The organism is Sphingomonas sp. CROZ-RG-20F-R02-07 (assembly GCF_022662335.1).
Lineage (GTDB): Bacteria > Pseudomonadota > Alphaproteobacteria > Sphingomonadales > Sphingomonadaceae > Sphingomonas.
In genome coordinates, this window is the sequence record NZ_JAKNQJ010000009.1 from 111,711 (window position 1) to 136,759 (window position 25,049).

The 25,049-nt window shown below is 69.3% G+C and carries 19 protein-coding genes; 11 read left to right on the forward strand and 8 right to left on the reverse strand.

Annotation, left to right across the window (positions count from 1 at the left end):
• Nucleotides 1-156 precede the first annotated feature (156 nt).
• Entirely contained in the window at nt 157-2,541 is a 2,385-nt protein-coding gene (locus L8H00_RS13820; protein ID WP_242097877.1) for a DUF3772 domain-containing protein, read from the forward strand.
• 169 nt (nt 2,542-2,710) lie between these two features.
• Entirely contained in the window at nt 2,711-3,226 is a 516-nt protein-coding gene (locus L8H00_RS13825; protein ID WP_242097878.1) for a MucR family transcriptional regulator, read from the forward strand.
• Nucleotides 3,227-3,273: 47 nt separating this feature from the next.
• Here L8H00_RS13825 and L8H00_RS13830 read toward each other — a convergent pair whose 3' ends face one another.
• Nucleotides 3,274-3,654, reverse strand: a complete 381-nt coding sequence (locus tag L8H00_RS13830; RefSeq protein ID WP_242097879.1) for a hypothetical protein — start codon at nt 3,652-3,654, stop codon at nt 3,274-3,276.
• 302 nt (nt 3,655-3,956) lie between these two features.
• Nucleotides 3,957-4,388 (reverse strand): DUF1810 domain-containing protein, encoded by a 432-nt coding sequence (locus L8H00_RS13835; protein WP_242097880.1) that lies wholly within the window; start codon nt 4,386-4,388, stop codon nt 3,957-3,959.
• 118 nt (nt 4,389-4,506) lie between these two features.
• On the opposite strand from L8H00_RS13835, the gene L8H00_RS13840 reads away from it, so the two are divergent.
• Nucleotides 4,507-6,141, forward strand: coding sequence for an OFA family MFS transporter (locus L8H00_RS13840; protein ID WP_242097881.1), 1,635 nt, complete (start codon nt 4,507-4,509; stop codon nt 6,139-6,141).
• A gap of 19 nt (nt 6,142-6,160) precedes the next feature.
• Here L8H00_RS13840 and L8H00_RS13845 read toward each other — a convergent pair whose 3' ends face one another.
• Nucleotides 6,161-7,828 (reverse strand): formate--tetrahydrofolate ligase, encoded by a 1,668-nt coding sequence (locus tag L8H00_RS13845; RefSeq protein WP_242097882.1) that lies wholly within the window; start codon nt 7,826-7,828, stop codon nt 6,161-6,163.
• A 125-nt stretch (nt 7,829-7,953) separates the two neighbouring features.
• Between L8H00_RS13845 and L8H00_RS13850 the strand changes: the two genes are divergently transcribed.
• The 3 genes from L8H00_RS13850 to L8H00_RS13860 all read left to right on the forward strand — a co-directional run bounded on the left by L8H00_RS13850 (nt 7,954) and on the right by L8H00_RS13860 (nt 11,289).
• Nucleotides 7,954-8,136, forward strand: a complete 183-nt coding sequence (locus tag L8H00_RS13850; RefSeq protein WP_242097883.1) for a CsbD family protein — start codon at nt 7,954-7,956, stop codon at nt 8,134-8,136.
• Between the two features lie 125 nt (nt 8,137-8,261).
• A complete protein-coding gene (locus L8H00_RS13855; protein ID WP_242097884.1) occupies nt 8,262-10,094 on the forward strand; it encodes a DUF885 family protein in 1,833 nt (610 codons plus the stop codon).
• 61 nt (nt 10,095-10,155) lie between these two features.
• Entirely contained in the window at nt 10,156-11,289 is a 1,134-nt protein-coding gene (locus L8H00_RS13860) for a Gfo/Idh/MocA family oxidoreductase (RefSeq protein WP_242097885.1), read from the forward strand.
• 2 nt (nt 11,290-11,291) lie between these two features.
• Here L8H00_RS13860 and L8H00_RS13865 read toward each other — a convergent pair whose 3' ends face one another.
• The 4 genes from L8H00_RS13865 to L8H00_RS13880 form a co-directional block, all read right to left on the reverse strand.
• Complete coding sequence (locus L8H00_RS13865) at nt 11,292-12,116, reverse strand: D-alanyl-D-alanine carboxypeptidase family protein (RefSeq protein ID WP_242097886.1); 825 nt, start codon at nt 12,114-12,116, stop codon at nt 11,292-11,294.
• The gene (locus tag L8H00_RS13870; protein WP_242097887.1) at nt 12,113-12,442 is read right to left on the reverse strand and encodes a hypothetical protein; all 330 of its coding nucleotides are present in this window, start codon (nt 12,440-12,442) and stop codon (nt 12,113-12,115) included. The genes L8H00_RS13865 and L8H00_RS13870 overlap by 4 nt, the downstream gene beginning before the upstream one ends.
• A gap of 65 nt (nt 12,443-12,507) precedes the next feature.
• Nucleotides 12,508-13,572 carry a spore photoproduct lyase family protein gene (locus tag L8H00_RS13875; protein ID WP_242097888.1) on the reverse strand — a complete coding sequence of 355 codons (1,065 nt, stop codon included), beginning with the start codon at nt 13,570-13,572 and terminating at the stop codon, nt 12,508-12,510.
• A 38-nt stretch (nt 13,573-13,610) separates the two neighbouring features.
• Nucleotides 13,611-13,919 (reverse strand): hypothetical protein, encoded by a 309-nt coding sequence (locus L8H00_RS13880; protein WP_242097889.1) that lies wholly within the window; start codon nt 13,917-13,919, stop codon nt 13,611-13,613.
• 266 nt (nt 13,920-14,185) lie between these two features.
• On the opposite strand from L8H00_RS13880, the gene L8H00_RS13885 reads away from it, so the two are divergent.
• The 5 genes from L8H00_RS13885 (at nt 14,186) to L8H00_RS13905 (ending at nt 23,782) form a co-directional block, all read left to right on the forward strand.
• Nucleotides 14,186-17,581 carry a LamG-like jellyroll fold domain-containing protein gene (locus L8H00_RS13885; RefSeq protein ID WP_242097890.1) on the forward strand — a complete coding sequence of 1,132 codons (3,396 nt, stop codon included), beginning with the start codon at nt 14,186-14,188 and terminating at the stop codon, nt 17,579-17,581.
• A 47-nt stretch (nt 17,582-17,628) separates the two neighbouring features.
• Nucleotides 17,629-18,372, forward strand: a complete 744-nt coding sequence (locus L8H00_RS13890) for an SGNH/GDSL hydrolase family protein (protein ID WP_242097891.1) — start codon at nt 17,629-17,631, stop codon at nt 18,370-18,372.
• Complete coding sequence (locus L8H00_RS13895) at nt 18,372-19,838, forward strand: carboxylesterase family protein (RefSeq protein ID WP_242097892.1); 1,467 nt, start codon at nt 18,372-18,374, stop codon at nt 19,836-19,838. Before L8H00_RS13890 ends, L8H00_RS13895 begins: the two co-directional genes overlap by 1 nt.
• A 313-nt stretch (nt 19,839-20,151) precedes the next feature.
• A complete protein-coding gene (locus L8H00_RS13900) occupies nt 20,152-22,410 on the forward strand; it encodes a glycoside hydrolase family 3 C-terminal domain-containing protein (RefSeq protein WP_242097893.1) in 2,259 nt (752 codons plus the stop codon).
• A 70-nt stretch (nt 22,411-22,480) separates the two neighbouring features.
• Entirely contained in the window at nt 22,481-23,782 is a 1,302-nt protein-coding gene (locus L8H00_RS13905; RefSeq protein ID WP_242097894.1) for a sugar MFS transporter, read from the forward strand.
• 9 nt (nt 23,783-23,791) lie between these two features.
• On the opposite strand, the gene L8H00_RS13910 is transcribed toward L8H00_RS13905, so the two are convergent.
• Nucleotides 23,792-25,049 (reverse strand): sugar porter family MFS transporter (locus L8H00_RS13910; protein ID WP_242097895.1); only part of this gene is annotated, 1,258 nt, incomplete at its 5' end.

A 25,049-nucleotide genomic window follows, 5' to 3' on the forward strand; every position in this document is an offset into this window, starting at 1 on the left:
CGGCACGGTGCGGCGGGAGATACGGCGCGAGGTGGCGGGTGGATGCAGCGCCGAAACGATCCCGTCCCGCCCCCCGCCGCCCGCTCCTCCCGCTCCTCCCGCAAAGCGCTTGAGCCCGGCCGGCGCCGCGCGCAAAGCACGGCGATGCGGATCCCGATGCTCGCCCTTCTCCTCATGGCGCTCTGCGCGCCCGCCGCCGCCCGCCAGCAGACCGCCGCCGACCGCGACGCGCAGGCGATCGATGCGGCGGCGCGCGAATATCGCGCGATCGACGTCGCGCTCACCGCACGCACCAGCCTCGCCGACCGGCGCACGCTCCATGCCGAGGCCGCCGCCGTCGCGCAGGTCGCCGCCGCGCGCACCGCCGACCTCCAGGCGCAGCTCGCCACGGTCCAGACCGAACTCGCGCAGCTCGGCCCCGCGAAGGCGCCCGCAGCGGCGACGCCGCGCGCGCGGGTGGACCGGGCGCGGCTGGAGAAGCAGCGCGTGCCGCTCGACCAGGGCGTCGAGCGCGGCCGCAAGCTTTACGCCGACACCGCGCGCCTGCTCGCCGAGACCGCCGCCAGCCCCACCGACCGGCTGGTCGAGCAGATCTCGACGCGCACCCATTCGCCGCTCTCGCCCGATTTCTGGCGCGCGATCGCCGCCGAATGGCCGCGCGACGCGCAGCGGCTGATGCTGCTCGGCAATGTCGAAGGCGATGCGATCGGCGGCGCGCGGCCGGGCGACCTATGGGCGGCGGTGCTGGGGCTGGCGGCGGCGCTGCTGATCCTGTTTCCGCTGCGGCTGTGGCTGCGCGGAGTCGGGCGCCGGATCATGCTCGATCACGCGCCCTCCAACCGGCTGCGCAAATCGGGGCAGGCCGCCTGGATCGTGGCGAGCGGCACGCTGCTGCCCGGCATCGCCGCGGCCTGCGCTATGACGGGGCTGCGCGCCGCGGGGCTGGTCGCGCCCGCCTGGGTGCCGCTCGGCGACGCGCTCACCCGCGCGTCGACGGTCGCGGGGCTGATCTGCGGCCTCGGCTCGGCGCTGCTGATGCGGCGCCAGCCGCAATGGCGGCTGCTGCCCATCGCCGACGATACCGCGCAGGCGCTGCGGCCCTGGAGCTGGATCGCCGCCGCCGTGGTGTTCGCGGTCGTGCTGCTCGATGCCGGGCGGACGGTCGCCGCGCCCGGCGCCGCCTCGCGCATGGCGATCAGCGCGGTGATCGCGCTGGCGCATATCGTGCTCGTGGCCAGTCTGCTCGCCTGGATCGGGCGCGTCCGGCTGCGCGCGATCGCGCGCGGCGATGCGGTCGACGACGGCGCGGGCGAGACCGGCACCGCGCTCGCCTCGCTCGTCGCATGGACCGGCACGCTCGCCGCCGCGGTCGCGCTGCTCATCGGCTATGTGGCGCTCGCGGCACTGCTCGGCGCGCTGCTTCTCTGGGTGCCGCTGATGATCGCCACCTTCTGGATCGCGCTCGTCCTCGCCGACGATCTGGCGACCGGGCTCGTCTCGCACGAGAGTCGCCTCGGCCTCGGCCTCCACCGCGGCTTCGGCGTGCGGCCGAGCCTGATCGACCAGGCGGGCATCGCGCTGTCGGCCGCGCTGCGCCTCGCGCTGGTACTGCTGGGGCTGACGGTGGTCACCGGGCCGTTCGGCTCCAATGTCGACACGCTGCTCGACCAGTTCTCGCGGCTGGCCGACGGCGTGACGATCGGCTCGCTCACGCTGTCGCCGGGCGCGGTGCTGCGTGCGGCGGCGGTGCTGGTCGCCGGGCTGTTCGTGGTGCGGCTGGTGCAGCATTGGCTGACCGAGCGTTATCTGCCCGCCACCGATCTGGATGCCGGCGCGCGCAACTCGATCGCGACGGTCGCGCGCTATCTGGGGCTGATCCTCGCCGGGCTATGGGCGCTCGCCTCGCTCGGCATCGGCGTGCAGCGGATCGCGCTGCTGCTCTCCGCGCTGTCGGTCGGGATCGGCTTCGGGCTCCAGGCGATCACGCAGAATTTCGTCTCGGGGCTGATCCTGCTGTTCGAACGGCCGGTGAAGATCGGCGACCTGATCCGCATCGGCGACCAGGAGGGCGACGTGAAGCGCATCAGCGTGCGCGCCACCGAGATCCAGATCGCCGACCGTTCGACGCTGATCGTGCCCAATTCCGAACTCATCACCAAAACGGTGCGCAACATGACGCTCGCCGATCCGATCGGGCGCGTGCAGCTCCAATTCTCGGTCGGGATCGAAGCGGACATCGCCAAGGTGCGCGCGATGCTGCTGGCGATGTATGCCGATTCGTCGGCCGTGCTCGACCAGCCCGAGCCCCGCGTGTTTGTCGATTCCATCGCGGACGGCCGCGTGAACATCAACAGCTTCGCCTATGTGGCCAGTCCTCGCGACGTCTATCCCACGCGCAGCGAATTGTTCTTCCGCCTGCTTGCCGAATTACCCGCGGCCGGGATCGATCTGGGCACCGCGCCGCAACAGCTACACCTCGTGGGCGGCGTAGTCACCGCGACCGATGGCGCCGACACCGCCGTCCCCGGCACGGCGACTTGACCGACAAAGGTCTCAAAGCCGGTCAAAACGGCGTTCGCCGCAGGCCGATCGCAACAAATAGTGCACGGACGAGACTTCGCGGTCGATCAGCACTTGCATCGATCCGCGGAATAGTCATGGCAGGACGGCTACGACCGATTGGTCGTGATGTGCTGCAAGAGGATCTTCCATGACCGACTCCACCAATGCCGTCGAACTCGCCGCCGAGCTCACCGCGGCCTGGCTCGCGAACCCCAACACGCGCACGTCCGCCGACGACGTGCCCGCCTTTCTCGCCTCGATGCACGCGGCCGTGACGCGCCTGTCGGGCGACGCCGCCGAGCGCGCCGAAGAGCCCGCGCAGCAGAGCTACGAGCCCGCCGTCTCGGCACGCAAGTCGCTGGCCTCGCCCGACCACATCATCTCGATGATCGACGGCAAGAAGTACAAGACGCTGCGCCGCCATCTGTCGACGCACGGCATGACGCCCGAACAATATCGCGAGCGTTTCAACCTGAAGGCGGATTACCCGATGGTCGCCGCGACCTATTCGGAGGCGCGCCGCGCGATGGCCAAGTCGATCGGCCTCGGCCGCAAGGCGGGCACCAAGGTGGAGCAGGCCGGCGAAACCGCGGTGAAGTCGGTGCGCAAGGGCGGCAAGGCCGCGCTCGACGCCGCCAAGAAGGCGCTCGGCGCCGAAGGCTGATCCGTAGAAAAATGGCGGGCCGTCACCGGCGGCCCGCCATCGATCGCTCAGGCTTTTTTGCGCGCGCGCTTCGGGTTGGCGGCGGCTTCGGCATCTTCCTCTTCATCGGGCGAATGTTCGCCGGCTTCGGTGAGCGCGGCGCCCAGCGCCTTCAGCTTGTCCTGCGAGGTCTCGGCGCGATCGGCGATCTTGGTGGTCGCCTCGCCCAGCCGGTGCAGCAGCGCATGAATCCGGTCCGCATCCGGCTCGCCCTTTTCGAGCTGCTTGCGCAGCGAGGCCAGGTCGCGAAGGATGCCCTTGGAGCCGGGCACGTCGAGATCGGCGAGCGCCGTCTCCCAATCTTCCACCATGTCGGCGCCCTTCGTGGGCTTGGTGGCATCGAGGCCCCGGTTGATCGCGTTCATCGTCGCTGCGAATTTGATCGCCATGGATTATCTCTCGAAATATCCGCCAGAAGCAGCGGTGAGCGCCGAACGCAGCAGGCGCCGCCCGGTCGCGTCCGCCCGGAATTCATCTGCGCAAAGAGCAACATAAGGCAATCATCGGCCCGACGGGGGCGGGACCGGGATGATGGGAGCGCGATCCGCGTGAGGCGGACCCAGCGTCTGATGACGTTACTTCTCTCCGTTCGCCCTGAGCTCGTCGAAGGGCCCGTACCGAATGCGACGCCAGGCGCGCGGAGCCCGTGCTTCGACAAGCTCAGCACGAACGGGCTTAGGTGGATCCGACCCTAGCCTAGACGGCGCAGCGTCGCCGCATCGGCGGTGCCCCCGAACCAACGGTCGATCGCCGCGCCGAAGATCGGCTCGCCGCTCGCCTCGCGGAACAGGGTGAGCGAGGATCGCAGCTTCATCGCATCGATCGGGCCGAACACGCGCTCCGCCGTCGTCGCGGGCGTCGTCTCGGGCAGGGCCATCAACGCCGCCACGCATTCGCGCAGCCGGGCGCCGAGCACGGGATGATCGAGATAGGCCACCGCCTCGTCGCGCGAGCGGATCGCATAATGCGTCGCCATGGCGCTCGAACCCAGCCCCGCGATCTGCGGAAAGACATACCACATCCAGTGGCTGCGTTTGGCACCGCGCCGGATCTCGGCGAGCGCGGTGGCGTAATCGTCCGCCTGGGCGGCCACGAAGCGATCGAGATCATGCGGGTCGGTCATCCCGCTGCAATGCACGAGCGCGCGATGCGCTCCGCACAACGCATTGAACTTCCGCGGGTCCTCGTTATCCTGCGCCGCACGGCATGCGACGGACGTGCGCCACGGCAGGAGAGATGCGATGGCGGGACCCGATGGCGACTGGCTGGCGCGCGAGCGCACGGTCGCGACGCCCGGCTACAACCGGTGGCTGCTGCCGCCCTGCGCGCTGGCGATCCATCTGTGCATCGGCATGGCCTATGGCTTCAGCGTGTTCTGGCTGCCGCTCGGCCATGCGATCGGGATCGTCGATCCGATCGTCTGCAAGGACATGACGCTGCTGCAGGCGCTGACCACCACCACCTGCGATTGGCGGGTCAGCGATCTCACCTGGACGTACAGCCTGTTCTTCGTGGTGCTCGGCGCCGCCGCCGCCCTGTGGGGCGGCTGGCTGGAGCGCGCAGGGCCGCGCAAGGCGGGCGTGGTCGCCGCCTGCTGCTGGGCGGGCGGCATCGCGATCGGCGCGATCGGCGTGTCGATCCACCAGCTCTGGCTGCTGTGGCTCGGCACCGGGGTGATCGGCGGGGTCGGGCTGGGGCTCGGTTACATCTCGCCCGTCTCCACGCTCATCAAGTGGTTTCCCGATCGCCGCGGCATGGCGACGGGCATGGCGATCATGGGCTTCGGCGGCGGCGCGCTGATCGGTTCGCCGCTCGCCGACCTGCTGATGAAGCATTTCGCCAATGCCGGCGGCGTGGGCGTGTGGCAGACGTTCCTGACGCTCGCCGCGCTCTATTTCGTATTCATGATGGCCGGCGCGCTCGGCTACCGCGTGCCGCCGGTCGACTGGAAGCCCGCGGGCTGGACCGCGCCCAAGGGCAGCGGGCTCGTCTCGCCGTGGAACGTGCATCTGAAGAACGCGCACCGCACGCCGCAATTCTGGCTGATCTGGCTGGTGCTGCTGCTGAACGTCTCGGCCTCGATCGGGATCATCGGCGTGGCCTCGCCGATGATCCAGGAGATCTTCGCCGGCCGGCTGTTCCACCAGCCGCAGGTCGCGTTCCTCGATTTCGATACCGCGCAAAAGGCCGCCGCCGCGGCGGTCGGCGCCGGCTTTGTGGGCTTCATCAGCCTGTTCAACATCGGCGGCCGGTTCTTCTGGGCGTCGATCTCGGATCGGCTGGGGCGCAAGACCACCTATGCGGTGATGCTGGCGCTCGGCGCGCTGCTCTACGGTCTGGTCGCGCCCTGGTCGGCGACGGCGGGCGCGCTGCTCGTGTTCGCGCTCACCTTCGCCGTGACCACCTCGCTTTATGGCGGCGGCTTCGCGACCGTGCCGGCTTATCTGGCGGACGTGTTCGGCACGCAGTTCGTCGGCGCGATCCACGGGCGGCTGCTCACCGCCTGGTCGACCGCGGGCGTGCTCGGGCCGCTGATCGTCACGCGGATGCGCGATTCGGCGATCGCGGCGGGCACCCCGCGCGCGGCGATCTATCCGCCGATCTACTGGGTGCTCGCCGCGTTGCTGGTGGCAGGGTTCGTCGCCAACCTGTTCGTGCGCCCGGTCGCCGAACGCTTCCACATGACCGCCGACGAACTCGCCGCCACGCGACCCGTCGGGACCGAGGCCGCCGCCGCGATCGGCACGGGCGCGGGCACGATCGGCCATGACGGGTGGGAGCCGCGCGTGCTGCTCGCCTGGGCGGTGGTGTGCGTGCCGCTCGCCTGGGGCGTGTGGATGACGGCCACCAAGGCGGTCGCGCTCTTCGTGCGCTGACGGGCGGCGTCAGCGCCGCCTAGCTGAGCCCGACGATCTCGCCGTCCGCGCCGATCCGGATATGCTCGGCCGCGGGCACGCGCGGCAGGCCCGGCATCGTCATCAGGTCGCCGCAGATCGCCACGACGAACCCCGCGCCCGCGGCCAGCCGCACCTCGCGCACCGGGATCCGGTGCCCGGTGGGCGCGCCGAGCAGGCTGGGGTCCGCCGAGAAGCTGTACTGCGTCTTGGCCATGCACACGGGCAGATGGCCGAAGCCCTCGGCTTCCCAACGCTCGAGCTGCGCCAGGATCTTGGCGTCCATCACCACGCCGTCGGCGTGATAGATGCGCCGCGCCACCGTCTCGATCTTGGCCGCCAGCGGCAGCGCGTCGTCATAGATCGGCGCGAACCGCGCGCTATCGGCGTCGGCCAGCGCCGCCACCGCGTCTGCGAGCTCGACCGCACCCGCCCCGCCATCGGCCCAGTGGCGGCACAGGATCGCGCGCGCACCATGCGCCGCGGCCGCCTCGCGCACCACGGCGATCTCCTCCTCGCTGTCGCCCGCGAAATGGTTGATCGCCACGACGGCGGGCACGCCGAACTGGCGGATATTCTCCAGATGCCGGACGAGGTTGACGACGCCGCGCCGCACCGCATCGACATCCTCGCGCGCCAGATCCGCCTTCGCCACGCCGCCGTTCATCTTGAGCGCACGGACGGTCGCCACCAGCACCGTCGCGCTCGGCTGCAACCCCGCCTGACGGCACTTGATGTCGAAGAACTTCTCGGCGCCCAGATCGGCGCCGAACCCGGCCTCGGTCACCACATAGTCGCCCAGCGCCAGCGCGGTGCGCGTCGCGATCACCGAATTGCAGCCATGCGCGATATTGGCGAACGGGCCGCCATGGATCAGCGCGGGATTGCCCTCCAGCGTCTGCACGAGATTGGGCTTGATCGCCTCCTTCAGCAGCACCGCCATCGCGCCGTCCGCCTTCAGGTCGCGCGCGGTGACCGCGCGGCGGTCGCGCGTATAGGCGACGATGATCCGCCCCAGCCGCGCCTCCAGATCGGCCAGGTCGTTCGCCAGGCACAGGATCGCCATCACCTCGGAGGCGACGGTGATGTCGAAGCCCGACTCGCGGGGGAACCCGTTGGCGACGCCGCCGATCGACTGGACGATGTCGCGCAGCGCCCGGTCATTGGTATCGAGCACCCGGCGCCACACCACGCGGCGCACGTCGATGCCGAGCGCGTTGCCCCAATGGACATGGTTGTCGAGCATGGCGGCGAGCAGGTTGTGCGCGGCGGTGATCGCGTGGAAGTCGCCGGTGAAATGAAGGTTGATGTCCTCCATCGGCACCACCTGCGCATGGCCGCCTCCCGTCGCGCCGCCCTTGGTGCCGAAACAGGGACCGAGCGAGGGTTCGCGCAGCGCCAGCACCGCGCGGCGCCCGGTGCGGTTCAGCGCATCGGCCAGCCCCACCGAGGTGGTCGTCTTGCCCTCCCCCGCCGGCGTCGGGTTGATCGCGGTGACGAGGATCAGTCGCCCGCGATGCCCGGCTCGCGGCGCGATCCGCGCGAGATCCAGCTTGGCCTTGTAACGGCCATAGGGCTCGATCGCATCGGCGGGGATGCCGATGCGATCGGCCACCTGCCCGATCGGCAGCAGCGTGGCGGCGCGGGAGATCTCGATATCGCTCTTCATGCCGCGCCCGTAGCAGCGTGCGCGGGGACATCAAGCGGATCGGGAACCAGCCGTCATGATGCTGGTTAAGCGACCGACGACATGGAGGGTCTCGCCGATCGAGCCCGTCGCACGAGGATATCGCCATGGGTGAATTCACCGACAAGCTCGACGCCGCCGGCAACAAGATCGCGGGCAACATCAAGGAAGCGATCGGCAAGGCGACCGACAACGACAAGCTGGTCGCGGAAGGCAAGGCGCAGGAGCTGAAGGGCACCGGCCAAGACGTGAAGGGCAGCGTCAAGGGCGCGCTCGGCGACAACGTCTGAGCTTCGCGCACACGCGAAACCGGGGCCGCCCGCGACTGGTTCGCGGGCGGCCTTTTTCGTGGCGGTTGCACCGATGCGGGACTTGGTCCTAACCTCGCCCCTTCTTCCCGGGGCAAGGCGACGCGATGCATACCAGCCGACGTGAATTGATGGCGGGCGCCGCGGGCGCCGGATTGATCGGCACGCTGCCGCGCATCGCATCCGCCGCGAGCGGCGACGAGGCGGCCCATGCGCTCCTCGCCGGCATCGCCGAGGAACTGCTCACCGATTATCCCGAGACCGCGCTGGGGCTGGGCATCGATCATGGCAAACGGATCGCGCTGCAGTCGCGGTTCGCCGATCGCACCCGCGTGGCGGACGATCGGCGCAAGGCACGGGCCGGTGCGCGGCTGGGGCAATTGCGCGCGGTCGACCGCGCTGCGCTCTCCGCCGACGTCGCCCTCGATCTGGACACCACCGAGGCGGCCTATGCGCTGGCCGTCGAGGGTGCGCGGACGATGCCGGTGGGCGACGTGGCCGTCCTCAACGCCAACCAGAGTTTCCGCAACACGCCCTATCTCGTCTCCCAACTGGGTGGCGCCTATTCCGACCTGCCCGATCTGCTGGAGAACAAGCACGACGTCGCCGATCGCAGCGACGCCGATGCCTATCTCGCCCGGCTCGAAGCCTATGCCGCTGCCGCCGATGGCGAGACGGCGCGAATCATCGCCGACGGTGCGCGCGGCGCGATCCTGCCGACGTTCCTGATCGACATCACGTCGGGGCAGTTGAACGGGATCGTCGGGCAGCCGGTCGCGCAATGGGGCATCGTCCAGAGCTTCGCGCAGAAATGCGCCAAGGCCGGGCTGCCCGCCACTTACGCCGCGCGCGCCGCCGCTCTGGCGGACGCGCGGATCACGCCCGCCCTGCGCCGCCAGATCGCGGCCTTCGCCACGCTCCGGCCTCGGGCCACCGATACGCCAGGCCTCTGGGCGCGTCCCGGCGGGGACGATTGGTATCGCTGGCTGGTGAAAGCCGGCACCACGACCGATCGCTCGCCGGACGAGCTTCACGCGCTGGGGCTCGAGCAGAACCGCGCACTGACGGCACAGATCGACACGCTGCTGAAAGCGCAGGGGCTTCGCGACGGCAGCGTGGGCGAGCGCATGACCGCGCTCAGCAAGCGGCCGGACCTGCTGTTCGCCGACACCGATCCGGGACGTGCCGAGCTGCTGGCCTATCTGAACGGCCGGATCGCCGATATCCGCACCCGCCTGCCCCGCGCCTTCGGCACGCTGGTGCCCGGGCGCCTCATCATCAAGCGCGTGCCGCCCGCGATCCAGAACGGCGCGCCCAACGGCTATGCCGGGCCGGGATCGATGGACGGGTCGCAACCCGGCATCTATTACATCAACCTGAAAAGCACCGCGATCTGGCCGCGTTATGCGCTGCCGACTCTCTGCTATCACGAGGGGCTGCCCGGCCACATTTGGCAGGGGGAATATAGCTATCGCCTGCCGCTGATCCGCTCATTGCTGGCGTTCAACGCCTATTCGGAGGGCTGGGCGCTTTACGCAGAGCAACTCGGCGACGAGCTCGGCGCCTATGACGGCGATCCGCTCGGGCGGATCGGCTATCTCCAGTCGATGAACTTCCGCGCGTGCCGGCTGGTGGTCGATACCGGTATCCATGCCAAGCGCTGGACCTTCGATCAGGCGCTGCGCTGGTTCCAGGCGAACACCGGCATGCCGGTCGGCCAGCTCACCGCCGAGCTGCAGCGTTATTGCGCGATGCCGGGCCAGGCGTGCGGCTACAAGATGGGGCATAACGAGATCAACCGCCTGCGCACCAAGGCGCAGGGGGCACTCGGGGCTCGCTACGATCTCAAGGCGTTCGACGATGTGGTGGTGCAGACCGGGAACGTGCCGCTCACGCTGCTGGAGCGCGTGGTCGATCGCTATATCGCCCGGACCGCCTGACCCCGGACCGAAGCGCCGCACCGCGCGTTGAGCGCGCAAGCGCCACGCAGGGACGGATATCATGAGCATCGCATCGGCCTTCGGTTTCGGCAAAAAGATCCGCTACGCCGTGGTGGGCGCCGGCGACATCGCGCAACGGGCGATGATGCCCGGCATCGATGCCACCGGTAATTCCGAACTGGTCGCGATCGTCACGGACGATCCCGAAAAGGCGCAGGTGCTCGGCAAACGCTACGGCGTCGACAAGACCTATGGCTATGACGCGTTCGACGCGATGCTGGCTTCGGGCGATGTCGATGCGATCTATATCGCGACGCCCAATTTCCGGCATGCCGAATTCGCCATCCCCGCGCTGGCGGCGGGCATCCATGTGCTGTGCGAAAAGCCGCTCGAAATCTCCGTGGCGCGCGCCGAAGCGATCCGCGACGCGCAGCGTGCGTCGTCGGCCAAGCTGATGGTGGCGTATCGGCTGCATTTCGAGCCGAGCACGCTCGATGCGATCGCGCGGATCCGCAGCGGCGAGCTGGGGGACCTGGTGATGTTCACCTCCTGCTTCGGCCAGATGCTCGATCCCGCCAACCACCGCGCCAGGCATGGCGTGGAGGCAGGACCGATCTTCGACATGGCGCCCTATCCGATCAACGCGATCCGCTATCTGTTCGGCGAGGAGCCGGTCGCGGTCGTTTCCGCCGTCGGATCGCGCCATGCGGAAGCGGGTTTCGGCGATTTCGACGATACCGTGGCGGTCACGCTCCGGATGCCGGGCGATCGGCTCGCGCAGTTCACCGTCTCCTATTTCACCAACGGGATCGACAGCCTGATCGTGGCCGGCACCAAGGGCAGCATCCACATGATGCCCGCCTATGGCTTCAATGCGCCGCGCGAGCGCACGCTGCTGATCGGCGAAAAACAGCATCGCGAAACGTTCAAGCCGACCGACCAGTTCGGCGGCGAGATGCGCTACTTCTCCGATTGCATCCTGAACGGCACCGATCCCGAGCCCGATGCGGAGGAGGGCCTGGCCGATCTGCGCGTGATCGAGGGGATCGTTCGGGCGCTCGAAACCGGCGAGCCTCAGCCGCTTGCGCCGTTTGCACGCCATCGCCGGATCGACACCGATGCGCAGGAGGAAAGACTGCGCAACACGCACGCCCCCGACGACGTCAACGCCGCCCCGCCGACCATCGACGGGTAGCGTCAGGGCTGCGAGAAGCCCACCTCCAGCAGGTTGGACACGCGCAGGTCGCGCGCCGCGATGCTGCGTTCGCCCATCACCACCGCGATCAGCCGCCGCCCCCGGCGCGTCGCGGAGGCGGCTAGATTATAGCCGGCATCCACGGTGTAGCCGGTCTTGATCCCGTCGACCCCGGGCACGCGGCCCAGCAGATGGTTGTGGTTGACCAGCCGGCGATGGCCCCAATCGATCGCGCGCGTGGAAAAATAGCGATAGTCGCGCCGGTGCGTGCGCAGCATCGCGAGCGACAGCGTGGCGATATCGGCGGCCGACGTGCGGTTGGCGTCGCTGGTCAGGCCGGTCGCGTTGCCGAAGCGGGTGTGGCGCATACCGAGCTGGCGCGCCCTGGCGGTCATCGCCCGTGCAAAGGCCGGTTCGCTGCCCGCCAGCCGCTCGGCCAAGGCCACCGCGACGTCGTTGGCGGACTGCACGGCCACCGCCCGGATCGCATCCCTCACCCGGATTTCACCGCCTGCGGGCACGCCCAGCTTCGATGGCGCCTGCGCGGCAGCGTGGCGCGACATCGTGATCCTGTCGTCCAGCCGCAACGTGCGCGCATCGAGCGCGTCGAACACCAGGAACAGCGTCATCATCTTGGCGAGCGATGCGGGCGGCCGGACGAGATCGGCGTTCCGGGAATAGAGCGTTTCCCCGTCATTGGCGTCGACCACCAGCGCCGACACCGGCGCTGCCGACGCCGCGTCGGCGAACCCTATCGAGGCAAGCGCCGCGATCGCCACCAGCCACCGCGCCACGGTCCATCGCCGGCGGACCGAACCGACGGTCATGCCGTTGCAAACCCCGCAACATGGACCGGCCGAAGCGCACCCCGATCGTCGAGAAACCGGGCCTGTCGCCACCCGTCCAGCGGATCGTCGAAATCCAGCCGTGCCCCTTCGTCGTCGGTGCGGTGCAGCGTCCCGAAGACGCGGATGCCGTGGCGCACCAGGATCGCGACCGACCCGTCCTGGCAACCGCCCCCTCCCGCCACCCGCGCCGAAGTGGCGTCCAGCGCCTCGATCAGCGCCGCGCGCTTGCCCCCGGCGGTGAACAGCGCGGCGGACAAGGCCAAGCCATTGAAAACGGACGGTGTGTTCGACGTCTCGATGGTCACATGGCTCTCCGGGCAGGAGCTTCGGGATGCCCGATCGATGGTTAACGATTGATGAGCGGACCCGGTTACGTCCAGTATAGGATGCGCGCATAGGGCAGCATCCGCGCGATCTCGGAGGTGAAGAAATCCCGAAGCATCCGCATCGTGGCGGCATCATAGACGTGCTTGACCGAGCCGAACTTCGTGCGCTTCTCGCTGCGCCCGACCTCGCTCATGTCGAGGTTCGAGCCGGGATACCAGCTTTCGAGCACGCGCTTCGATCCGGGCGTATAGCGATGCGTGATGAGTTCGATCGTCAGGTCGGGCGGCGGGCGGTCGGCGAAGGTGGCGGCGACGTCGGCGATCAGCGTGGCATAGGCTTGCTGCCATCCGGCCGCGGCGATGATCGGCGCGATGGTGAGGCCGACCGGATAGCCCGCTTCGCTCATGCGTGCGAGTGCGACCAGACGCGCGGCGACGGGGCTCGTTCCGCCTTCATGCCGTGCATAGGCGGCCGGGTTGACCGATGCGCGCATCCGCGTACGGCCATGATGCGCCAGCCCGAGAAGCGGCTCGACCGCATCGAACTTGGTGGTGAAGCGCAGCTGCACGTCCGCCTCCCATCGGCCGAACCACGCGATCAGCGCGGACAGCGAGCCGGTCAGCGGCTCGATCGCGAGCGGATCGGTGTAGCAGCTCGCCTCGAACGTGGTGCCCTCATGGCTGCGCGCGGACGAATGCGAGGTGACTATGCCCGTGCCCAGATGCGGGGGCATTTCGGCCAGGATCTCGGGCAGATTGGCATAAACGCGCGTGATCGGCGGCCCCTTCAGCGAACCCGCCAGATAGCAATAGCTGCAATGGGCCGGGCACCCCTCCGCCAGATCGACGCGCCAGTCGGCCGATGGCGCTATCGGTTGCAGCCGCCGCCGAGATGGAGGAGCGACCACCACCGCCAGCGTCCGCTTGGCCAGCGCATAGGCCTGTCGATCATCGGCCGAGGATGCGAGGTTTAGCCGGTCCGACGCAAGCCACTCGGTGGCGATGCCCGAAGCCTCGGCACGCTCGCCGATCGCGCGCCCATGGTCCCATTGCCGGGCCGATCGCGTGACGAGCACGCGTACGGGCCGCCAGGGCCGCGTTGCGACCACGGCCCCGCCCTCCTCGCGCTCCGTCCGTGCCGTGACGTTCAGTTTTCGACGACGCCTGCCGAATTGAATTCGACAAAGGCATCCTTCACTTGCTCGGCCTGCGCATCGTCGTCGAGATCGACCACCACCATGACCATTCCGGTCAACGCCGCATCGTCCCGTGACGATGAGTCCTGCGATCCGTCCGGCAGGTCCGAGCCGCTCTTTTCGGTCCCTGCGCTATTCTCGTCGCCATCGGCTGCGATGGAGATGGCGGCGCGATCGATCCCGTGTTCCTGAACGAGCCGCTCCACCGTCAGCTCGGCCTCGCGTCGGCTATCGAATGTGGCAGTCAAGGTGGTGGCCATCGTCCGTCTCCCGGCAGGCGACGGCCTGCGCATGCGTACCATAACGCTTGGGGAGCCCGGAGTTCCGGGAACGGCGAACCCGCGCCGCGAGCGGCGTGATGCCAACGCACCGCACGCCGCGCGCGAAAATGATCGCGCGATCCGCTTCCGACAAGCCAGCCGGATCGCTCGCGAAAATTCCCAAATCAATTTGGCTTTCTCGCGCACCTGTGCTTGATGCCGCTCGCACGCGCCGCCCCGACGGTGTGGCACGGAGGATGCGGGACATGGCCAAGCGCTGGACGACGGCGATTTCGATTCTGACTTTGGCCTGGGCGATGCCCGCCACGGCCCAGGTCTATGGCCCGGTGAACGCCGATCTGCCCGCGGGCGGCGACAGCTATCGCACCGCGATCGGCGGCGATGGTGCCGCGGCGATCGCGGGGACCGACTGGACGCTGTCCGCCTGGATCGATGTGCGCGCCGCGGACACCACTGCGCTCGTCGCGGGCTTCGGCGATCCGGTGGGAGCCCGCCGTTTCCTCGCGCTCGATCATGGCCGACCGGCCTTCGTCAGCGATGCCGGATCGGTGACGAGCCCGACGCGTCTCGCCGTCGGCTGGCACGCGGTGGCGGTCAGCTATGAGGGTGGCACCGCGCACCTGTTCGTGGACGGCCGCGCGGTGGCGCAGCGCCGGATCGCAGCGGCGGCGGTGCTGCCGGTCGCGACGCTCGCGCCGCGTGGGAGCGGTACGCCGTTCGCCGGGCGGATCATGGATTTCCAGCTCGAGACCGGCGCGGTCGCCCCCGCGACCTTGCGCGCGCGCGCCGCTGCGCGGCCCGATCCCGCCATGATCGCGTTCCAGACGGGCAGCCCGCACTGGCCGGTCCAGGTGCACCAGATGTACGGTCAGGTCGCGCCGCAGGACGCCTGGACCCTGCCCCGTTCGCGCGCGCCGATCCCGGCGCCCGTCGCGAAACCGGTGGCGACCGACGCCGGCGCGCCCGATCCGGACGGCGGCCGTATGATCGGCGGCTGGCGGCTGGCCGAGGCGCCGAAGGTGGCCGATGCGGGTCCCACGATCAGCCGCGCCGGCTATGATGCGCGTGCCTGGTATGCCGCGACCGTGCCCGGCACCGTGCTGACGACGCTGGTCGATCGCGGCGTCTATCCGGACCCGGCCTACGGCCTCAACAACATGGCCATTCCCGAAACGCTCGCGCATCAGGATTATTGGTATCGCACCGAATTCGACACGGCCGCCGCACCGGGCAAGCGCCGCTATCTGATCTTCAAAGGCGTCAACTATGCCGCCGAGATCTGGGTGAACGGCCGCAACCTGGGCAGCATGAAGGGCGCGTTCATCCGCGGCCGTTTCGACGTGACCGATGCGCTCGTCCCCGGCCGCAATGCGGTGGCGGTCAAGGTGTCGCCGCCGCCGCACCCCGGCCTCGCGCAGGAGGAGTCGCTCACGTCGGGTGTGGGCGAGAATGGCGGCATGATGATGCTCGACGGGCCGACCTTCGTGGCGTCCGAGGGCTGGGACTGGATCCCGAGCGTGCGCGACCGCAACACCGGCATGTGGCAGGGCGTGGCGCTGGCGGAGACGGGCGACGCGACGCTGGGCGACGCGCATGTCGTCACCACGCTGCCGCGCGCCGACAATTCGGTGGCCGAGGTGGAGATCACCGCGCCCGTCACCAACGCATCCGCACGGACCGTGACCGCCACCGTGCGTGCGGCGTTCGATGGCGTGACGGTCGAGAAACCCGTCACGCTGGCGCCTGGACAGAGCGCGGACGTGGTGATGCGGCCAGCCGACTTCGCGCAACTCCGCGTGGTGCATCCCAAGCTGTGGTGGCCGAACGGCTATGGCGAGGCGGCGCTCCACGACCTGACGCTCACCGCCAGCATCGACGGCCAGCCGAGCGACACCAAGCGGCTGCGCTTCGGCATGCGGCAGGTGACGTACGACATCTCGCTGATGGACGCGCATGGCGATCTGAAGCGCGTCGGCATCGATCTCTCCCGCGCGCGCCAGCGCGGCGAGCGGATCGTCGACGAACGCCACGACGCGATCCGCAAGACGGCGAACGGCTGGGCGGCGGGCCTCGTGCCCGGTGCGGAACGATCGCCCGCCGTCACGCCTGTCACCGATGCGCCGGGCCTCACGCCCTATCTCGTCATCCGCGTGAACGGGGTGAAGATTGCCGCGCGCGGTGGCAATATCGGCATGGACGACTTCATGAAGCGCGTCGACCGCGCGCATCTCGAACCCTATTTCCGGCTGCACAAGGATGCGCACCTCAACATCGTGCGCAATTGGGTGGGGCAGAACACCGAGGACAATTTCTTCGACCTGGCCGACGAATATGGCCTGATGGTGTTGAGCGATTTCTGGGAATCCACCCAGGACTATAATATCGAGACTCAGGACCCCGCGCTGTTTCTCGCCAACGCCGCCGATGTGGTGAAGCGCTATCGCAACCACCCGTCGATCGTCGTCTGGTTCGGCCGCAACGAGGGCGTGCCGCAGCCGATCGTGAACGAAGGGCTGGAGGCGCTGATCCATGCCGAGGACGGCACGCGGCTCTACATGGGCTCGTCCAACCGGGTGAACCTGCAGAATTCCGGGCCGTACAACTGGAAGCCGCCGGTGGAATATTTCACCGAACATGCCCGCGGCTTCTCGGTGGAAAGCGGCACGCCCTCGCTGCCGACGCTGGAGGCGTGGAAGCGCGCCATGGCGCCTGCGGACCAATGGCCGATCAGCGATGCCTGGGCCTATCACGACTGGCATCAGACCGGGAACGGCGCGGTGAAGACCTATACCGATGCGCTGGAGGCGCGGTTCGGCGCGGGCACCAGCCTTGAGGATTTCGAGCGCAAGGCGCAGATGATGCAGTATGAATCCTACCGCGCGATCTTCGAGGGGATGAATGCCGGGCTGTGGACGTTGAATTCCGGCCGCATGCTGTGGATGACGCAACCCGCATGGCCGTCGTCTGCATGGAGCATCTTCAGCCATGATTACGACACCCAGGCGTCCTTCTACGGCGTGAAGAAGGCGGCGGAGCAAGTTCATGTCCAGATGAACCTGCCCGACGGCAAGGTGGTGCTGGTCAACAACGGCCTGGCCGATCTGCGCGGCGTGACCGTCACCGCCAAGGTGGTCGGCCTCGCAGGCCAGCCGATCGCCGACCGCAAGGCGGCGATCGTCGGCCTCCACGAAGCCGCGACCGAGGCGCTGACGCTCGACCTGCCCGCGCTCACCGCGAACGGCGTCGCGCTGGTCCGGCTGGAGGCACACGGCGCCGACGGCGCGCTGCTCTCGACCAATTTCTACTGGCAGGCCAGGGACGATGCCGCGTTCCGCGCGATGAACGCGCTCGCCCCCGTCACGCTCGCCACACAGGCGTCGAGCCGGATCGACGGCGCGGAAACGGTGACGACGGTGACGCTCGCGAACCGTAGCGCGACGCCGGCGATCGAGACGAAGCTGACGATGATGAACGCCGACGGGACCCAGATCCTGCCGGCCTATTTCACCGACAACTATGTTTCGCTGCTGCCGGGCGACACGCGGACCGTGGAGATCCGCTATCCGACCGCGCAGGCGCATGACGGTGCGGTGACGGTACGCGGCTGGAACGTCACCGCGGCGCACATCGCGCCGCGGTGACACGGTCCGCGCCGCCGCGATCACCCCGTCCATCGACAGGAAGCCTCATGAAAAAGACGATCGTCGCGCTGTTGCTGGCCGCTCTCACCGCCGCCCCTGCGCTCGCCCAGACCGCCACCGATGCCCAACGCAAGGCGCAGGCAGAGCGCGAGGCGGAAGAACGGCTGCACACCGATTGGGCGTGGCTTGGCCGGTATCGCGATGCCGACGCCGCGGTGCGCGGGCCGGTGTCGGTCGTGTTCATCGGCGATTCGATCACCCAGGGTTGGTACGACATGATGCCGGCCTTTTTCGTGGCCGGGCGGCTCGGCCGCGGGATCGGGGGTCAGACCACGCCGCAGATGTTGCTGCGCTTCCGCCAAGACGTGGTCGATCTACACCCGGCCGCGGTCCAGATCATGGGCGGAACGAACGACATCGCGGGCAATACCGGCCCGCTGACGCCCGAACAGACCAAGGCCAACATCATGTCGATGGCCGATCTGGCGCGCGCGAACGGAATTCGCGTGATCCTCGCCTCGATCCCGCCGGCGGCGCGCTTCCCCTGGCGGCCCGGCCTCGAAACCACGAACAAGATCGCGGCGATGAACGCGTGGCTGAAGGATTATGCGGCGCGGACGGGCGCGACCTATGCCGATTACTGGAGCGCGCTGCACGACGGCGCGGCGCTGCGCGCGGCGCTGACCTATGACGGGGTGCACCCGAACAAGGGGGGCTATGCGGTGATGGCGCCCGTCGCCGATGCCGCCATCCGCGCCGCGCTTGCCGGCCCCGTCGGACACCGCCCCTGATGATCGCGCTCGCACTCGCGCTGCTCGCCGCGCCCGTGATCGTCACCGAACAAGGACCGGTGCGCGGCCAGGCGATCGGCGATGGCGGCGCGGTGTTTCGCGGTATCCGTTTCGCCGAACCGCCGGTCGGCGCGCTGCGCTGGCGCCCGCCCGTGCCGCGCCGGCCCCACGCAGCGGTGGCGGATGCGGCCGCCGCGCATGCCGCCTGTTCGCAACCCGCTTATGGCGATTGGAACCGGGCGGCCGCGAACGGGGGAAGCGAGGATTGCCTGTTCCTCGATATCCGCACGCCGCGGCTCGATCCGGCGGCGCGGCTACCCGTTCTCGTCTGGATCCATGGCGGCGGCAATCGCGGGGGTGAAGGCGGCGGCACGGTCGAGTCGCCCATCACCGATAGCGGCATCCTGCTCGTCAGCGTGCAATATCGGCTGGGCGCGCTGGGGTTCCTGTCGCACCCCAGCCTTTCGGCCGAACAGGGCGGCGCATCGGGCAATTACGGCCTCATGGACCAGCAGGCGGCGCTGCGCTGGGTGCACGCCAATATCGCGCGGTTCGGGGGCGATCCGGCCAAGGTGACGATCGCGGGTGGCTCAGCCGGCGCGCAGGACGTGGGGCTGCAACTCCTCGCGCCGGGCTCCGCGGGCCTGTTCCGCGCCGCCATCGAGGAGAGCGGCACCCCCGGCTTCGGCGTGCCGCCGCGCACCCTGGCGCAGAACGAGCACCTGGGCGCGATGATCGCGGCGAAGGCGGGGCTGCCCGCGACCGCCTCCGCCGCCGCGCTCCGCGCCGCGCCGGTCGGCGCGATCCTTGCCGCGCAGGAGGCGGTCGACGTGCCCGATCTCGATGACGACAGCTTCATCTGGCTTCAGGCCGTGGTGGACGGCCGGTTCCTGCGCGAGACTCCGGCCGCGGCGCTCGCCGCAGGCCGCATCAATCACGCGGCGTTGCTGATCGGGATGAACGCGCGCGAACTGCCGCTCCACGATGGGCTCGCTCCTGCGCCGTCGATCGTGCGGCGCGAATTCGGCACGCATGCGGCACGGGCGCTCGCCTTCTACGGTCTGGAGCCGGGCGCAACGCCGGTCCATGATCCGCGGCTGGGTGACGTGACCCAGCAATTGGCGGACGATCTCACCTTTCGCTGCCCGACGATCGCCGTCTCCGATGCGTTCGCACGGGCCGGGCTGCCCGTGTGGCAATATCAATTCGATCATGCGCGCGCCGGATCGGAGGTCACACATGGCAGCGAACTCAGCTATGTCTTCGGCACGCCCCGATCGGACGATCCGCCCGTTCAGACCTATTGGACCGCGTTCGTGAAAGCAGCCGATCCGAACGCCGGCGGTCTTCTGCGTTGGCCGCGTTATGCGGTGACGACTCGCGCCTATCTGTCGATCGGCCAGGATGCGACGGTCGCGAAAGCGGCCTTGCGCCAGCCGCTATGTGGTTGGCGCAGCGTCATGTGATGCGCCATTCGCTGCCCGGCGAGTGACGCGGCACCGGGCGATGGGCATCCGGCTTAACCCGCTTCGACCGTGCCATCAACGCCGCGGGAGCGATGAAAAATCAATTGCTTTAAGCGGATGGCTGGCGGATGGATTCGCCCGAGCCGGTGTCGACCACGACGCCGCCAAGGGGAGGCACCGGGTGAAACAGGCGACGCTTTCGAGACGGCGGCTCCGCCGCGGACCGCGCGGCAACGCACGCACCATGGCCAGCCCGTCGCACCGGATCGCCGGCGCCTCATCCGATCCGTCCCTCCTCATCAGGAAAGCCCCGATGCCCATGCCCGCGCGTCCGTTCGCCCGCTCCCGTCTCGGCCGCATCGTCGCCGCCCTGCTCGCAACCGCATGCGGCGCGGCGTCGGCGCAGACCGCGCCCACCGCCTGGCAGAACCGCGCCCTGTCGGCGGACGCGCGCGCCGATCTGCTCGTCAAGGCAATGACCGAGGACGAGAAGCTGACCGTGGTGACCGGATTGTTCGGCGCGAGCACCGGCCAGCCCGCCTATCGCCGGGCCGAGGCGCGGCCGCAATCGGCCGGCTATGTGCCGGGCATCCCGCGGCTCGGCTTCACGCCGCAATGGCAGTCGGATGCGGGAAGCGGCGTTGCGACCCAGGGCGCAGCCCCGCCCGCGCTGGAGCGCACCGCGCTTCCCTCGGGCATCCTGTCGGCGGCGAGTTGGGATCCGGCGGCGGCGATGGCGGCGGGCGCGGTCGTGGGTGCGGAATCGCGCGCCTCGGGCTTCAACGAGCAACTCGCCGGCGGCGTCGATCTCGACCGCGACCCCGGCAATGGCCGCAATTTCGAATATGGCGGCGAGGATCCCTGGCTCGCCGGCACGATGGTCGGCGCCTTCGTCAAGGGCATCCAGTCGAACCGGATCGTCTCGACGGTGAAGCATTACGCGTTCAACGATCAGGAAACCGGGCGCAACTTCGTCAATATCGCGATCGACAAGGCCGCGGCGCGCATGTCGGACCTGCTCGCGTTCCAAATCGCGATCGAGCAGAGCGATGCCGGATCGGTGATGTGCTCGTACAATCTCGTCAACGGCGCGCATAGTTGCCAGAATGATTGGCTGCTCAACCAGGTGCTGAAGAAGGATTGGGGCTTCAAGGGCTTCGTCATGTCGGATTGGGGCGCGCAGCATGACGCCGTCGCCGATGCGCTCGGCGGCCTCGATCAGGAAACCGGCGTCGGGCTGAGCAATGTCGATTATCATGTCTGGCTCGACAAGCTGAAGGCGGCGATCGCCTCGGGCCAGGTGCCGATGGCGGTGCTGGACGACAAGGTGCGGCGGATCGCGCGCGCACTGATCGCGACCGGTGCAGTGGACGACCCCGTCGCGCCCGGCACGATCGACTATGCCGCGCATGCCGCGGCCAGTCAGCATGCCGCCGAACAGGGCATCGTGCTGCTGAAGAACGAAGGCGGCGTGCTGCCGCTGGCGGCCAAGGCGCGACGCATCGCGGTGTTCGGCGGCCATGCCGACAAGGGTGTGCTGTCGGGCGGCGGATCCGCGCAGGTCTATTCGCCGGGCGGCACCGCGGTGCCCGATCCCGACGCCGCCCAGGGCTTCCCCCATCCCGTGGTCTATTACAAATCGTCTCCGGTCGAAGCGCTCAAGGGCGAACTGCCCGGCGCCACGATCGATTATGCCGATGGCGACGACCGCGCCGCCGCCGTCCGGCTCGCGGCGCATGCCGATGTCGCGATCGTCTTCGTGACGCAGTGGACCGCCGAGTCGCAGGATTTCCCGCTCACGCTGCCGAACGATCAGGATGCGCTGGTGCAGGCGGTCGCGGCCGCCAACCCCAACACCGTCGTGGTGCTGGAAACCGGCGCGGCGGTGACCATGCCCTGGGCCGGCAAGGTGAAGGGCATCGTCGAGGCCTGGTATCCCGGAACGCGGGGCGGCGCCGCAATCGGCCGTGTGCTGGCGGGCAAGGTGAATCCGTCGGGCCATCTGCCGATCAGCTTCCCGCGCTCGGCGGACCAATATCCGCGCCCCGTCATCCCCGGCCTCGGCCTGCCCGAAGGCCAGCCCTTCACCGTGCGCTATACGGAGGGCGCCGCCGTCGGCTACAAGTGGCTCGACAAGACGGGCGCCGCGCCGCTGTTCGCGTTCGGGCACGGCCTCAGCTATACGCGGTTCCAGCGCGATGCGCTCGCCGCGCGCGTCGATGGCGACGCGCTGCAGGTGAGCTTCCGCCTCCGCAACAGCGGATCCATGGCCGGCGCCGATGTGGGCCAGATCTATGTGGCGCCCGTCGCCGGCGGATGGGAAGCGCCCAAGCGGCTCGGCGGCTATCGCAAGGTGATGCTGGCGCCGGGCGCCGCGCAGACGGTGGCGCTCACGATCGATCCGCGCCTGCTCGCCACCTGGGACGAGGGGCGCCATGGCTGGCATGTCGCCGCCGGCCGTTACCGCGTGACGCTCGCGGCATCCGCGGTCGATGCCGGCAGCAGTGTGACGGTCGCGCTTCCCGAGCGCTGGCTGCCGGCGGGCCGCGGCGCGACGCTCGCCAGCCGCTGAGCCCCCCGTCCACGAACTTCGAAAGCCCGAACATGCCGAACGCCGTCCCCGCCGCTCCGTCCGTCGCCGCATGACCCCGGCCCAGCTTCCTCCGAGCGGGGCGTCGGTTGCGGCCGATCCGCAGACCCGGCTGGCGTTCGGCTTCGTCACCACGCTGTTCTTCATCTGGGGTGCGGTCACGTCGGTGAACGACGTGATGATCCCGGCGGTCAAATCGGTGTTTGCGCTCTCCGACACCGAAGCGTTCCTCACGCAATTCGCCTTCTTCCTGGCCTATGGCGTGGTGTCGCTGCCCGCCGCGGCGCTGGCCGGGCGGCTGGGCTCCGCACGGGCGATCGTCACCGCGCTCGGGGTGATGATCCTCGGCTGCCTGCTGATGCCGCTCGCGACCACGCTGCGCGCCTATCCGATCGTGCTGATCGCGCTGTTCGTCATCGCGAGCGGGATCACGCTACTCCAGGTCTCCGCCAACCCGCTGTCCGCCGCGCTCGGCCCCAAATCCCGCACGCATTTCCGGCTGGTGTTTAGTCAGGCGTTCAACTCCGTCGGCACCGTCGTCGGGCCGTTCCTGGCCGCGCACACGCTACTCCAGGGCGGCCTGTTCGCGGGAGGAACGCCCACGCCCGACAAGATCGCCGATTCGCTGCATCGGATCGATATCGCCTACGAAGTGATTGCCGTGATCGTGCTGGCGCTGGCGGTGCTGCTGTTCCGTGTGCGGCGCCTGCTCGACGCCTCGGCGTCCGCGGATACGCGTCTGGCGGGCGGCACGCTGTCGGCGTTCGGCTCACGCTGGGCGCTGCTCGGCGCGGCGGCGATCTTCCTGTATGTCGGCGCCGAAGTCGCGATCGGCAGCGCGATGACCAATTTCCTTGAACAGCCCGACATCATGGGCGTGGCCCCCGTCGTGGCGGGCAGCCTGGTGAGCCTTTACTGGCTCGGCGCGCTGGTCGGCCGGTTCGTCGGCAGCGCGGCGTTGACCCGCCTGCCCGCCGGGATGCTGCTCGCCGGTGCGGCGCTCGCCGCCGCGCTCGCCTGCCTCGTCGTCGTCGGGATCAGCGGCCCGGCGGCGGGGATCGTCGCGCTGGCGATCGGCCTGTCCAACGCGATCATGTTTCCCGTCATCTTCACGCTGACGCTCGAACGGTCGACCGCCTCGACGCCGGCGACGGTCGGGCTGCTCTGCACCGCGGTCGTCGGGGGCGCGGTGGTGCCGCTCGTCTTCGCACACGTCGCGGATGCGAGCAGCCGTTCGGCCGCGTTCGTGGTGCCGCTCGTCTGCTATCTGCTGATCGCCGGGTTCGCGCTGGCGGCGCGCCGTGCACCGCTCGCCGGGCGCGATGCTACAGAGGCACCCACCCTGGTACACTGATCCGGCGCGTCAGCAGAGGCGGTCCATCGCCTCCAGCGGGACGCCCCGCGTCTCCGGCATGATGCGCAGCACCCAGACGAGCTGGACCAGCATCGCGAACGCGAAGGCGACGAACACCCATCCGCCGGTCGCCCCCGCCACCACCGGAAAGGCCCAGGTGATCGCCGCCGCCATCACCCAGTGGGTGGTGGCGCCGAGCGCCTGCCCCTTGCCGCGCACCGCGCTCGGAAAGACCTCCGAGATGAAGACCCAGATGACCGCGCCCTGGCTGACCGCGAAGGCCGCAATGAAGCCCAGAAATCCGGCGAGGATCAGCGTGCCGTCGGGCCGGGCGCTCTGCAATTGCCAGCCAACCACGAGCAGCGCCGCCGCACAGGCGACCGAGCCGAAGATCAGCAGCGGGCGCCGGCCGAACCGGTCGATCAGGAACAGCGCGAGCACGGTGCACAGAAAGTTGGTGCCGCCGACCGCCACCGATTGCAGCAACGCGCTGTCCTGGCCTGCGCCGCCGAGCGCGAAGATGCGCGGCGCGTAATAGAGCAGCGCGTTGATCCCGGAGAGCTGGTTGAACAGCGCGATCGCCACCGCGCAGGATGCCGGAAAGGCATAGCGCCGCTGGAGCAGCCGCGCGCGTCCGCCCTCGGCATCTCCGTTCGCCGGCGCCGCGATCCGGGCCAGATCGGCATCCGGATCGTGCGAACCGAGCCGCCGCAGCACGTGAAGCGCGAGCGGAAGCCGCCCCTGCCCCGCCAGCCAGCGCGGGCTCTCCGGCAGCGCGATACCGATGAGCAGGAACAGCAGCGACGGCACCGCGACGATCCCCAGCATCATGCGCCACGCGGTCTCCGGGGGCAGCGCTCGCGCGATCAGATAGTCGCAGAGAAATGCGAGCAGGATGCCGCCGACGATGTTGAGCTGGTTGAGCGCCACCAGACGCCCGCGAAACCGTGCGGGCGAGACTTCCGCGATATAGACGGGCGTGACCACGGAGGCGGCACCGATCGCCACGCCGCCGAGCAGCCGGAAGCCGAGCAGCATCCACCAGCCGGCGGCAAGCGCGGTGCCGAGCGCGGACAGGATGTAGAGCGCCGCGATCGCGAGCAGCACGGGCCGGCGGCCAAACCGGTCGGCCGGCGCACCGGCGCCGAGCGACCCGATCACCGTCCCGATCAACGCCGACGCGACGGTAAATCCCAGGGCCTGATCCGACAGCGCGAAATGCGTCTGGAGCGCACCGGTCGCGCCCGAGATCACCGCGGTGTCGAGG